This is a genomic window from Vreelandella neptunia, assembly GCF_000712975.1.
Classification (GTDB): domain Bacteria; phylum Pseudomonadota; class Gammaproteobacteria; order Pseudomonadales; family Halomonadaceae; genus Vreelandella; species Vreelandella qaidamensis.
In genome coordinates, this window is the sequence record NZ_JHQL01000006.1 from 216367 (window position 1) to 228674 (window position 12308).

Sequence of the window (12308 nt, forward strand, 5' to 3'; positions counted from 1 at the left end):
GTTATAGGGTGTGATCTTGACTAAAGTGCCTGTCTTTACCCGCTTTTCATTCGTGCCATGCCACATCTGGGTCAATTTCATAGCTCCAGGGCAGCCCCGAATTACGCCAACCATCACGTGCTCTCACGCCTTTTGAATCGCCTTCAGCCAGCGTGCCACCCTCAAAGCCATCGCTGACGGAGTACACGTCTGAAAACCCCATTTCTGCAATGAGATCAGCGGCTGGTGCACTGCGTGTTGCTCCTGAACGGCACATCACAATGATGGGGGTATCGTCGTTTGCTTGATGCGCTTCAAGTGCAGCTTTAATTTGTTCAGCAAAATCAGGGTTGCGCACCATAGGCCATGTCTTTTTATCTGCGTCGAATTCAGAGCGGTCTGCTAGCACCCAAGGCACATGAATATCAGTAGGAGCGGCAAACCCTGTGAATTTGATTTCGACAGGATCACGCACATCAATTAACAGTGCATTCTCGTCTTGCTGTAATAAGTCATAAGCTTCTTTGGCTGTTACATACAAACCAAGCTGTGTTTCTCGATAGGCTTCTGCTTCTTCCCCTTGAGCGATAGTGGCCATACTCATGGCTAAGCCTGCTAGCGTGACCAGAGCTGCCCCACGAAAGGAAAACCCAGACCTATAATTCATACTATTTTTCATAACAAAAACCTCTAAGCAAATAACCTCATGCGATTAGAGTAGCTGAAAAGATATAAAAACACCTGCGACGTTTTGCCACTAGCCAAAAGGGGTAGCCAAGTTGGCGAGCATTTACGTTTCATCATGATGCTTCTGTACCAATGATCATCGACCTGCCTTACTTTATTTGCCTTCGTTTCCTTGAATCCTTCTTCTATTGCCTGCATATCATGTAGTAATCCTTTTCAAGCGATGCAGAGCTTAGCCATGTCCATTATTGACCCCCGTACCGGCAATCCGTTAACTACGGAACCCGCTAATACCGGCAACGAAGAAGCGGGCACAGCTCGCCCTTCCGTGACACCCGAAGAAGTGATTATTGAGCTTAACGCTGGCAATATTCAGCAAGTGCTTGAAGCATCAATGCAAGTGCCCGTGCTACTGGGCTGTTATTCGCCTTCAAACGCCAGTGGCAATGCCCTGCTATTGGTGTTGGAAAAGTTAGCCGTTGAGTACGCGGGTGCCTTCCTGCTTGGCAAACTGGATATTGACGTTAATCCGGAAATCGCTAGTCAGTTAGGCGTACGCTCAGCACCCGATGTTAAGCTCGTTAGCCAAGGTGGTTTGGTCGATAGTTTCCAAGGCGTATTACCTGAAAAGGAAGTGCGCGAGTGGTTAAACCGTTACTTCCCTGCCCCAGGTGAAGCACCGCCTAGTCCAGAAGATCAAGCCGAAGAGGCATTAGCAGCGGGCGATGCAGCAGGCGCGCGCGAAATCTATCAAACCTTAATTAGCCAGCATCCTGAGCATTACGCCTATCAGATTGGCCTTGCACGTGCACTGGTGGCTGAGAAACGCGGCGATGATGCCCGCAGCGTGCTCGACAATTTACCCCCTGAAGAGCGCGATGCGGCACCCGCCCGCGGCGTACGAGCCAGCATCGAATTTAGCGAGCAGGCACTCTCTGTCGAAGACATCGCCGCGTTAGGTGATCGCAACGACAGTGAGGCGCGGTATCAGCGTGCTCTGCGTCAAGTTGCCGATAGCCATTACGAAGCCGGCCTTGAGGGGCTACTGGGCTTGATGAAGGATGACCGCGCCTATAACGACGACGCGGCCCGTAAAACCTTACTGCAAGTCTTCGACGCTCTGGGTGCCGATCATCCGCTAACCGTTACCTATCGGCGCAAGCTATTTGCTCTGCTGTACTGATGAATTCGTACTGATGAATTCGTACTGATTCGTACTGATCAGACTTTTAACAACGCATCCATGCGCGCCAATGCCGCTTCTAACTGAGAAGCGGTGGTTCCAAAATTAAGCCGCACGAAACCAGGGCAGCCAAACGCCGCCCCATCAGAAAGCGCTACGCCCGCCCGCTCCAATAACGCCTTGGCGGGCGAATCGCCTAGCCCTGCTGCGCGCATATCCAGCCACGCAAGGTAGGTGGATTCCGGCGCGCTCATGGTCACCCCAGGCCATAGCGCTACTCGCGCTTGCAGCGTAGCGCGATGCTCTCGCAGCACTGCTAACAGCGCCTGACGCCATGGCTCACCTTCGCGGTAAGCCGTTTCAGCCGCCACTAGCCCCAACACATTTCCGTCCGGCAAAAAGCCTTTTGTGGCCGCCGCAAAGCGCTTACGCAGCGCAGCATCCGGGATTACCGCACAGGCACTGGTCAGCCCCGCAAGATTGAACGTTTTTGACGGCGCCCACAGCGTAATGATTCGTTTGGCCAGTTCAGGGAACATGACAGCCAAGGGGCGATGAGAAGCTCCCTCGTTTAACAGCAGATCGCAGTGCAACTCATCAGAGACGACCCATAAGTCATGCCGCTCAATGACCGAGGCCAACTTGGTCAGCTCATGATCACTCCATACGCGCCCTGTTGGGTTATGCGGATGACACCACAGCAACAGGCGGGTTTGCGGTGTTATTGCGGCTTCTAACGCGTCAATATCCAACTGCCAAGGCTCGCCAGGGGTGGTCGGCTCAGCTAACATCGCTTGCTGGGCCTGCCGTCCTGTGCGCTCGGCAACAGCCAGGAATGGTGGGTAAATCGGGGCAATCGTGAGGATTCCGTCACCAGGTTTGGTTAGCGCCATGGCTGCAAAGTGCAACGCAGGCACAACCCCTGGCAGCCACTGCTGCCATTCGGGTTGAATAGACCATCCATAGTGGCGAGCGCTCCATTGGCAAAGAGTATCTGTTAATGTAGCAGGCACTTCACCATAGCCATAGACACCGTGCTCAACGCGGTCATGTAGCGCATCAATCACCGCCTGCGGTGAGCGAAAGTCCATATCCGCTACCCACAACGGCAGTACATTTGCATCGTAGCGGTGCCACTTTTGCGAGGCATAATGCCCTTTGGAAGCGCCCCCTTTGGGAGAGCGCCTTTCAATGGGCGTGACAAAATCAAACGCCATAACTGATCTCACTTATCTTCTCGGGAGTAACGACTGAGCATGCCGCAAGATGACTTTTATACCAAGATGCGCGCCGGGCTTTCTGCGTTGTTGCGGCAGTGGCGTTCGCTCGGCCAAGCCGACACTGATCAACTAGCGCTTATTTTGGCTGAAACGGCACGGGTCGCAAAGTTAGGTACTCCAGATGCAACGCCAAGCGGTGCCACACTTGAGCAGTGGAGTCTCGACGAGCAAGGCGAAATGCCACTTTGGGCACCACGCACTGCGGTGTTTTTGCTCAACCAAATGCCAGCTCGTCCCACCCCGCAAAGCGACGCCGAAGCCTGTGCTTGGGCCTACTGTTGGCTACGTAATCGGTCATTTGAGACACTTCAAGCTGCGCATGATGCACTGCCAACCCATCTAAAAGCGCCGCTAGAAAATGCCTTGGAAGCTGCCTGGCGTGATCAACAAGGGCTCCGCTTAGTGTAGTTGGCGCTGGGGCAGTTAATGGCGCTTGCGCACCGACGACTTTGGCTTAAAGCCTGCGGGCTTGGTGGCTAGCCAATCGACAAACGCGCGTATGTCATCATCACTCATTAGCGCTTCTAGACTGGCAAAACGATCTGCTAACTCGCGCTCGCTATACAGACGATGTATATGCTTATGACACGGGTGGCAAAGCCACACTATCGCGGTTAGACGCTCTTCACGGCTGTAACGTTTTTGATAACGCGGCTTGTTATGCAGGGTGCGCGGTATTAAGTGGTGTTTGGTCAGTGGCGACGCCCGCTGGCACAGCTCACAGCCGGCAGGCTTGGGAGGTGGGGAAAGCGCGTGTGTGCGTGAATCGATTGATCGCGTCACGGGAGAAACAGCCTCTCATACAGGCAATAGTTAGTCTGTTAATAGTAAACTGGTATTAGTTAAATAGCGGTAGCGCCAAAGCAGGTCGATCAAACAACTGTACAACAATAGTAACGGTTTAATAGCCGCAAGGAAAACACTCCATGATAGAGGTTCCTCTCACTTGGCAGCTGGCGAAACTAGGCCTATCAATTAGCATGGTACTAGGGCTAGGCGCTATTGCAGTGCGCGCCAGCCCACGTATAGCGGGTCTGTTAGCGGGCTATCCGCTTGGAACGGCGTTAGCCCTGTTTTTTATTGGTTTAGAAATTTCCCCTCTTTTTGCGACCCAAAGCGCAGTGCATACACTCGCTGGGTTTACTGCAACAATGGCACTTGGGGCTGGCTATTTGGTGGCAGGCCGACAACCAGGATTTAAAGGCGTTGTGGGCGGTTTATTCGGCGGCTTTATCGCATGGTTCGCGGTCAGCACGGTGCTTGCTCAATTCAGTTTTACGCGTTTAAGTGGCACTCTTGTGACCCTATGTGCCATCGCCGTGTTTAGTGTGTTATTCCGCACTATTCCTGATGTAAAGAGCCCTGCCAGTCGTGCTTTTTCACTATCCGCCTTAGCGGCGCGCGCCTGTTTGGCCACCGTCATTATTTTCGTGATTACACGACTTGCACACTGGCTACCACCCGCTTGGGCAGGGACATTGGCGGCCTTTCCTGTCACGATGCTGCCATTTTTGCTTATCCTGCACCTCAATCATGGGGTGGCTCCCGTAGCAACGGTTATCAAACACTACCCAATAGGGCTGGGTTCGCTGCTGAGTTATACGCTATGTGTTTCCTATACGTACAACACACTAGGGCTTTTGTGGGGCACATTGGCAGGCTTTGCTGCCGCGACCCTATGGTTGCTGGGATGGATGCAATTAACCGCTTGGTATCAGCGTCGTGCTACTTGACCAAGCGCTCGCTAGGGGTAATTCTGATTAGCCTAAATGGCGAATAAACAAGCTAACAAACAATAAGGATACCCTGATGTTCACCCGTATGATTGAGCCGGCTTTTTACGACACCGATGCCCTAGGCCATATTAACAATACCCGTCTGCCCGCTTGGTTTGAGCTAGCACGTAACGACTTATTCAGGTTGTTTACGCCAGACCTCAACCCCAAACAGTGGCGCTTGATTATGGCCCGGATGGAAGTCGACTATCGCGCTGAACTGTTCTACGGCCACGACATCGAACTACGTACCTACTTGACGCGTTTAGGTACCAGCTCGTTTACAGTGACTCAAGAAGCCCGGCAGCATGGTACGCTTACTAATCTAGGGCATACCGTACTGGTACAATACGACCATCATGAAAAACGCGCGGTCCCTATTGAAGGCGAGTTGCGCGATGCGCTATCCGCCCACTTACACAGCGCGCCAACGCCTGCTTAAGACACCCTCTGCTTGGCGGGGCGCTGGGAGATTTTCATGGCAATCCGTTATAACCTTTGGATCGACCCTGACAATACGGCGCAGCATCGCGCCGTTGAAGCCGACCTTGAGCGCTACTTTATAGATCGCTTTGCTGACTACCCGCATATCCGCTTGTTCGGCGCAGACCCCTACGATTATGATGCCCCGTTCAACCGACTTTATGATGTATTAATGGCGCGAGCTGCAGAATACTGCGAAGAGAAGTGGCGTTATGTTGCCACCCCCGAGCAGTTAAACCGTTGTTTTTTCCGCGCCGTTGGCCGCTCAAATAAGTTTGTCCAAGATGACCGAAAGTGAGACATCACCGCAATGGTAATTCGTACCGACCAGGCGCCCAATGAGCGCCAGCTAGCTATTATCACTCAACAACTTGGACGTGCCCCGCGCGGTATTGAAGCCGTTGCTGCGACCGACACTAAAGGCACTCCGCTAGTGCTGCGCATGGCCCCCATTGTCGATGGCAAACCGTTTCCAACTCTTTACTGGCTATGCTCTGATCTGCTGAAAATCGAAATTTCCCGCATTGAAGCCGTTGGTGTCATTAAGTCACTAGAACAACGCCTTCAGGAGGAGCCCGAATTTCTAGACGCTTACCAGCAAAGCCATCGTGATTACGTTAAAGCACGCTGGGCATATATGAGCGATGCACAGCGGGATGAGGTCACTCAGTTAGGTTATACCGACGTGCTGACCGAACGCGGCGTCGGCGGCATTAGCAACTGGCAACAGGTTCGCTGCCTGCATACTCAATATGCTCACCATTTATGCGGCAATAACGTCATCGGACAATGGATGGACGAACACTACGATGTTCAGCGCTGCCTAAGTTAACACTCCTCTCACTAACGGCTTAACATTAACCGCTTACTCATCAGCAGCTGATCAGTCATAAGGATGCTTACTATGGCACGAATTTGTGTATATCTCGGCTCGCGAGAAGGAAATACAACCGCTTTTCGCCAGGCCGCCAATACGCTTGGCACTGCCATTGCAGACCGCGGCCATACCCTTGTTTATGGTGGTGCGCGCATCGGTTTAATGGGTGAGCTTGCTAACGCGACGCTGGAAGCAGGCGGCAAGGTAATTGGTGTAATGCCAGACCACCTTGTCGAGCGCGAGCAGGCACACTTTGGTTTAACGGAACTCATACGCGTGCCAAATATGCACGAACGCAAAGCCACTATGGCGGCCAACGCTGATGCTTTTATTGCCTTACCTGGCGGGATAGGTACGTTTGAGGAACTGTTTGAAATTTGGACCTGGGGCTATTTAGGGCTTCACGACAAACCCATGGGTCTACTTGATACCGATGGTTTTTATGCCCCACTTCTTACCTTTTTGGACAGCACCGTCAGCCACGGCTTCTTAGCTCAAACGACCCGCGATATGTTGATGGATGCATCCACACCTAGCCAACTATTGGCTGCATTAGAAGCCCAACTTAGTTTGGCCTAAAAAGATAGGCACTATAATGTGCTTCTCTGACAGCGGCATTAAAAAGCAGCCGATTAGCGCTTAGCGTCTTCCGTCAGCACAAGCGTACGTTGATAGGTGAGTTGTAACAGACGTGCATCTTCACCAGCGCGATGACGATGGATACCACGCTCAGCGATGACGGCTTCTTTTGTGCTGCTCCATAGAGCTTGCTGCTCTTCGCTGAGCAAAATACGTAATGCCTCTAAACGAAAGCGCGGCAGCATCCCCGCATGATGAAACAGCAGCGACAACCACGTATTGTCATAGCCCCAGCTGTCGCTGTAGGCCTTTCCAAGTTCACGGAGTTCGTCATTTAACCAATGTGCCACTTGGCGTACAGGATAGCCCTCTCGCTGTAAACGCTCACGGGAAATGCCGTGCAAAAGCTCAGCTTTGGGATCCCAATGTACCCACTCATCCAACGGCTGAATAAGAAACGCACAGCAGCTACCGTCGGCACGGGCAATGCCAACTTCAATAGGGTAACTGCCGCGACCGAATCCGGACGCTTCAATATCTAGCACTGTAGGTAGCGTCTCGGACACTGATTTCCTCATTCACTGATCTCAGCGGCCAGACCACTGACGTCTCTACTAGGCTGCCGCCATTCCCGTTGTTGCCTGACGATCTGCCAAGCGTTGCCAATAGGCCGCCTGCTCGTCGTCTATTGCCAAGCCTAGCTCACCTAACCGATAGGCGCGCGCCAACCGTTCTGCGGCCAGATAATGGCCCGATTGGGCGGCACGGGCATACCATGTCACCGCGTAATCCTCACGCCGTGGGTACTGAACACAGCCGTGCTCGTGAATCTGCGCTGCCTGGTACTGTGATTTTATATCGCCAGCTTGAGCCGCTTCTAACACATAACGCGCGCCACGCGCCTTATCCTGCGGCGACAGGCTGCGATGAAACAGCATATGCCCATAGATCGACTGAGCATCGGGGTGTCCCGCTTCTGCGCAGCGTTTAAGCAAGCGCATCGTCAAACGCTGTGTGCGCGGCGAACGCGGCAATAACCAACGCGTGTGAAACAGCTGCTCGGCTAGGCGAAACTCTAACCGGGTAAACAAAGTTGATGCCTGCGGCATGGCAAACCACCCTGCCTATCTGTTGAGATCTTCGGCTAGCTATCGTTCCCGCTTTTTGACCGCTAACCATACGATTAACCAGCACTAGGCTGGTCGATGGGCTGGCAAGCATACGCCTGCCTTTGCGCCGACTCAACCCTATTGATTTGCTGCTTTTGTAGCGCCTCGCTAACATGCCTCTCACGCGCCATTATTCACGGCGTTCATCAGTGAATATCCTGAGGCAATTTCGCTTCATTGAGGAGACGATAATGCAAACCCGACCACTGGGTAGAACCGGGATTGAAGTCAGCCGGCTCTGTTTAGGCACCATGACCTTCGGCGAACAAAATAGTGAAGCTGAGGCCCATGAGCAGCTTGATCGCGCGGTCGCTTTTGGCATCAATTTTATCGACACCGCTGAAATGTATCCGGTACCACCAAAGGCTGAAACGCAAGGGCTAACAGAGACTTACATTGGCAGCTGGTTGAAAGCACGTAGCGCTAGAGACGATGTCATTATTGCCACCAAAGCCGCAGGCCCTGGGTTAGATCATATTCGTGGCGGCCCTAAAATGAGCCGCGACCATCTGCATCAGGCCGTTAATACCAGCCTTGCACGACTCAACACGGATTATATCGACCTTTATCAGTTGCACTGGCCAGACCGTAAAACCAACTTCTTTGGCAAACTGGGCTATACCCACGCTGAACAAGAAGATGCGACGCCGCTTGAAGAAACGCTGTCAGCGCTGAAGGAACTGGTAGATGCCGGTAAAATACGCGCCATTGGCCTTTCCAATGAAACGCCGTGGGGTGTCATGCGCATGCTGCAGCTATCAGAGCAGTTAGGGTTGCCTCGGGTAGCGTCTATTCAAAACCCCTATAACCTGCTTAACCGTACGTTTGAAGTCGGGCTCGCTGAGATCGCTCACCGTGAAGACGTGGGTTTACTCGCCTACTCGCCGCTAGGCTTTGGCGTGCTGTCAGGCAAGTACCTTGACGGTGCTAAGCCGCCCAAAGGGCGTTTGACGCTTTATGAGCGGTTTCAACGCTATACCTCGCCAGAAGCAGAAGCGGCAACGCAGGCTTACGTTCAACTTGCTAAGAAGCATGACCTAGACCCTGCCCAAATGGCATTGGCCTTTGTCAACTCCCGCCGTTTTCTAACTAGCAACATCATTGGCGCCACTACAATGGATCAGCTTGAAAGCAACCTCGACAGCGAGAGCCTTAAGCTGGATGAAGAAGTGCTCGCCGCTATCGACGACATTCACCGTCGGATGCCTAACCCCTGCCCCTAATCACGTGTTCCGCTATCAAGCCGATAGCCTCGGCCATCGCCGAGGCTTGGTATAATGCTTTTCTATTTTCTGTCACGGCATAAGGAGCACGCCATGCTGAGCGTTATTTCCCCCGCCAAAACGCTGGACTTTGAAACCCCCTCAACCACAGAAAAAGTCACCCAACCTGACTTCCTTGAGCACAGTAAGCCGTTGATTGATATTCTGCGCGGCTACTCTCCTCAACAGCTTAGCGACTTAATGGGCATAAGCGATAAACTGGCAGGCTTAAATGCTGCACGCTTTGCCGACTGGCAGCCACCATTCACGTTGGATAACGCCAAACCAGCGGTTCAGGCGTTTCAAGGGGATGTGTACACAGGACTACAAGCCAACACCTTTAGTGATGACGATAATCGATTTGCCCAGAAGCACCTGCGCATTCTATCAGGGCTATACGGCTTATTACGCCCACTAGACTTAATCCAAGCCTATAGGCTGGAGATGGGCACCAAACTACCCAACGACGCTGGTAACGACCTTTATGCGCACTGGAAACCAACGTTAACGCACGCGCTTAATAACGCCATTGAGGAAAGTGGCTCAAACGTATTGGTGAATCTGGCGTCCAACGAGTACTTTAAGGCGATCGATACGAAGAAATTAAGCGCACGCGTCATTACACCCGTCTTCAAAGACGAGAAAAACGGCTCCTTCAAAATCATCAGCTTTTACGCCAAAAAGGCGCGCGGCTTGATGAGTGCATGGATTATTCAGCAGCGCATAAACGATCCTGACCAGCTCACTGCCTTTGATGTAGCTGGGTATCGGTTTGATCCAGCGGCCTCTCAAGGCGACACGCTAGTTTTCACTCGGCGAGAAAGCGACCGCTGAACATGGTAAGCGTCGAATATAGCGGCTGTTAGAAGAATGTCACAGGGCGCGCTGATCGCGGCTTGAGAAAGCGTTGATGAACCTCTTTAAATAGTGGCGTATCGCACTGATAAAGCCACTCATAAGCCACCATATCAGCACTGACAGCCACTGCACCATTGGCACAGGCACGCTCTCGGGCAAGGCGTGCCTCCTCCTTACGACGGCTCGCCGTCGCCTCACTTAGCCAAAACACCTGATAGCCCGCTTCTAGTAAACCAAGCGCACTCTGCAGCACGCAGATATGTGCCTCTGTCCCACAAATGACCACCTGCTTCGGTGAGAGTGCTTCTAACGCCTGAGCAAAGGGTGGCTCCTCCATCACACTAAAGTGATGCTTTTGCCATATTTTGTGCTCCCCCAGCTCGTCTAATAGCCTGGCTGATGTACCGCCAAGTTTTTCAGGGTACTGCTCGGTTAGCCAAACAGGGATATGCAACGCATTGGCAATACCCGCCAACCACGACGCCTCTTCTATTGCGGCTGTGCCGCCCTCAATGACAGGTAACAGACCAGCTTGAAAGTCGACGATTAACAGCAGACTTCGATCATGATGTAGGCGCACTTTTTATTCCTATTTTTGTCTTTATATGTGTTATCAGAATAACTTACTTACCTACTTACACGGTAAACTAACCACTTCTTTTTTTCTACGCGCCGCTGGTTGGGCGCATAACCTTGCCTTTGCACCATTAATGGAGAATCAACATGTTACGGCAATTTTTTGTCATGCTACTGGTTAGCGTTATGGGCTTTAGCGCAGCCGTCGAATACGCTGAAGCGCGTCGCTTGGGCGGCGGTAGTAATATGGGTAGCGTATCACGCTCTGCAGATCAGCCCGCTAGCACTCCTACGCAACAACAAGCGCAGGGCACTCAACAGCAAGGCCAAGCAGCTGCCGCCGCACGACGTGGTGGAATGGGAGGTATGATAGGTGGCCTGTTAGCAGGTGGCTTATTGGCTGCGCTCTTCTTCGGCGGCGCCTTTGACGAGCTACGCCTTATGGATTTGCTGCTAATGGCTGGCATTATTGCTTTGGTGGTCTTTGCTTTACGCGCTTTTATGAGGCAGCGTCGGCCAGCCCCGGCAACAGCAGCAGGCTATCAGCGGGAACAACAAGCAGCAGCTCCATCTAACTTCTCAGCTACGCCTGGCAGCCTAGCCAGTGGCCTGCAAAGCACGCCTGCTTGGTTTGATAAAGAACGGTTCCTAGGCGGCGCAAAAGAGCACTTTATGACACTACAGCGTGCCTGGGACAATAATGATCTGAACCAAATCCAAGAATATGTAACGCCAGAGTTATACAACCTGCTACGCCAAGAACGCGCCGAGCAGCCTGCTAATAACCGCACTGAGGTTATTAAGCTGTTTGCAGAACTAGGCGACATTAGCGAATACGACAGTCATGCAGAAGCGACTGTTATTTTCCACGGTATTTTAGAAGAGAACGGCGAACAGATTGAGTTTAATGAAACATGGCATCTCACGCGCACTATGCGTGATCAGGCACCATGGTACCTTCAAGGCATTGAGCAAAATCCTGAAGCCTAATCCCCTAAATCTAGCGCATTGCTTAATTACTTCAAAATGCAAAACAGCCGCTTTTAAATAGCGGCTGTTTTTTTATCAGCAAAGATCGACACACTGCTTTAGGGTAAGCCAATAGCTTGCTTAGTTTTCTGCAGATTCTTCGATATTCTCGCCCATATCTTCGAGGCTTTCGCCTGCATCTTCCATACTCTCATCGATATTTTCACCTGCTTCTTCTGCAGGGCCTTGATTGTCACAAGCAGCCAGACCGCCCATCATTAAGGCCATTAGTAATGCTACTGCAAGCTTCTTCATTAACGGGGTACTCATATCGCTTCTCCTCCTGAGATGGTGCTTCACTATACATGTCACAATATAGTAGGTGCTAGGCGCCAGTCATGCCAGCTCAGCACAGTAACCTCTTGTTATTTAATTTTTTAAAACAGCTGTTTAAAGGAATAAATAAGAAAGAAGCAGGAAATTATTACGCAAAAAAGCCCCCCCAAGGCGTGAGTGAACTGCCCTTGTCATTCCCGCAGGCCCTCAGCGGGAACCCATGTTGACCTGTGGTTTTAGGCTGCTGCAGGTCAATGCCAAGGTGGATTCCCGATAACCCCACTCGGGAATGACG

The 12308-nt window shown here is 52.1% G+C and carries 17 protein-coding genes; 10 read left to right on the plus strand and 7 right to left on the minus strand.

The window, feature by feature from the left end; all coding sequences use genetic code 11:
- Positions 1–46 precede the first annotated feature (46 nt).
- The gene (locus tag CR46_RS0116700) at positions 47–646 is read right to left on the minus strand and encodes a rhodanese-like domain-containing protein (RefSeq protein WP_232222409.1); all 600 of its coding nucleotides are present in this window, start codon (positions 644–646) and stop codon (positions 47–49) included.
- A 258-nt stretch (positions 647–904) separates the two neighbouring features.
- Between CR46_RS0116700 and CR46_RS0116710 the strand changes: the two genes are divergently transcribed.
- Positions 905–1849 carry a co-chaperone YbbN gene (locus CR46_RS0116710; RefSeq protein ID WP_030074600.1) on the plus strand — a complete coding sequence of 315 codons (945 nt, stop codon included), beginning with the start codon at positions 905–907 and terminating at the stop codon, positions 1847–1849.
- A gap of 38 nt (positions 1850–1887) precedes the next feature.
- Here the strand turns inward: CR46_RS0116710 and CR46_RS0116715 are convergent, their stop codons facing one another.
- Positions 1888–3066, minus strand: coding sequence for a MalY/PatB family protein (locus tag CR46_RS0116715; RefSeq protein ID WP_030074602.1), 1179 nt, complete (start codon positions 3064–3066; stop codon positions 1888–1890).
- A gap of 39 nt (positions 3067–3105) precedes the next feature.
- On the opposite strand from CR46_RS0116715, the gene CR46_RS0116720 reads away from it, so the two are divergent.
- Positions 3106–3537, plus strand: coding sequence for a hypothetical protein (locus tag CR46_RS0116720; protein ID WP_030074604.1), 432 nt, complete (start codon positions 3106–3108; stop codon positions 3535–3537).
- Between the two features lie 15 nt (positions 3538–3552).
- Here the strand turns inward: CR46_RS0116720 and CR46_RS0116725 are convergent, their stop codons facing one another.
- A complete protein-coding gene (locus CR46_RS0116725) occupies positions 3553–3912 on the minus strand; it encodes a hypothetical protein (RefSeq protein ID WP_084180529.1) in 360 nt (119 codons plus the stop codon).
- A 143-nt stretch (positions 3913–4055) separates the two neighbouring features.
- Here CR46_RS0116725 and CR46_RS0116730 point away from each other — a divergent pair, with 143 nt between their 5' ends.
- The 5 genes from CR46_RS0116730 (at position 4056) to CR46_RS0116750 (ending at position 6843) form a co-directional block, all read left to right on the plus strand.
- Entirely contained in the window at positions 4056–4862 is an 807-nt protein-coding gene (locus CR46_RS0116730) for a hypothetical protein (protein ID WP_030074608.1), read from the plus strand.
- 76 nt (positions 4863–4938) lie between these two features.
- On the plus strand, positions 4939–5346 hold the full coding sequence (locus CR46_RS0116735) for an acyl-CoA thioesterase (RefSeq protein ID WP_030074610.1): 408 nt from the start codon (positions 4939–4941) through the stop codon (positions 5344–5346).
- Between the two features lie 36 nt (positions 5347–5382).
- Positions 5383–5685 (plus strand): hypothetical protein, encoded by a 303-nt coding sequence (locus tag CR46_RS0116740; RefSeq protein ID WP_030074612.1) that lies wholly within the window; start codon positions 5383–5385, stop codon positions 5683–5685.
- A gap of 12 nt (positions 5686–5697) precedes the next feature.
- Positions 5698–6219 carry a DUF501 domain-containing protein gene (locus CR46_RS0116745; protein WP_030074614.1) on the plus strand — a complete coding sequence of 174 codons (522 nt, stop codon included), beginning with the start codon at positions 5698–5700 and terminating at the stop codon, positions 6217–6219.
- A gap of 72 nt (positions 6220–6291) precedes the next feature.
- A complete protein-coding gene (locus CR46_RS0116750; RefSeq protein ID WP_030074617.1) occupies positions 6292–6843 on the plus strand; it encodes an LOG family protein in 552 nt (183 codons plus the stop codon).
- 53 nt (positions 6844–6896) lie between these two features.
- On the opposite strand, the gene CR46_RS0116755 is transcribed toward CR46_RS0116750, so the two are convergent.
- Positions 6897–7409: a hypothetical protein gene (locus tag CR46_RS0116755; RefSeq protein WP_030074619.1), complete on the minus strand. Its 513-nt coding sequence runs from the start codon at positions 7407–7409 to the stop codon at positions 6897–6899.
- A gap of 48 nt (positions 7410–7457) precedes the next feature.
- Positions 7458–7952, minus strand: a complete 495-nt coding sequence (locus tag CR46_RS0116760) for a tetratricopeptide repeat protein (RefSeq protein ID WP_030074621.1) — start codon at positions 7950–7952, stop codon at positions 7458–7460.
- A 251-nt stretch (positions 7953–8203) separates the two neighbouring features.
- Between CR46_RS0116760 and CR46_RS0116765 the strand changes: the two genes are divergently transcribed.
- A complete protein-coding gene (locus CR46_RS0116765) occupies positions 8204–9235 on the plus strand; it encodes an NADP(H)-dependent aldo-keto reductase (RefSeq protein WP_030074623.1) in 1032 nt (343 codons plus the stop codon).
- Positions 9236–9328: 93 nt separating this feature from the next.
- Positions 9329–10108, plus strand: coding sequence for a peroxide stress protein YaaA (gene yaaA, locus CR46_RS0116770; protein ID WP_030074625.1), 780 nt, complete (start codon positions 9329–9331; stop codon positions 10106–10108).
- 28 nt (positions 10109–10136) lie between these two features.
- Here the strand turns inward: yaaA and CR46_RS0116775 are convergent, their stop codons facing one another.
- On the minus strand, positions 10137–10712 hold the full coding sequence (locus CR46_RS0116775) for an isochorismatase family protein (RefSeq protein ID WP_030074628.1): 576 nt from the start codon (positions 10710–10712) through the stop codon (positions 10137–10139).
- A 143-nt stretch (positions 10713–10855) separates the two neighbouring features.
- Between CR46_RS0116775 and CR46_RS0116780 the strand changes: the two genes are divergently transcribed.
- Positions 10856–11698 (plus strand): Tim44 domain-containing protein, encoded by an 843-nt coding sequence (locus CR46_RS0116780; protein ID WP_030074630.1) that lies wholly within the window; start codon positions 10856–10858, stop codon positions 11696–11698.
- A 120-nt stretch (positions 11699–11818) separates the two neighbouring features.
- On the opposite strand, the gene CR46_RS0116785 is transcribed toward CR46_RS0116780, so the two are convergent.
- Complete coding sequence (locus CR46_RS0116785; protein WP_030074632.1) at positions 11819–12007, minus strand: hypothetical protein; 189 nt, start codon at positions 12005–12007, stop codon at positions 11819–11821.
- Positions 12008–12308 lie beyond the last annotated feature (301 nt).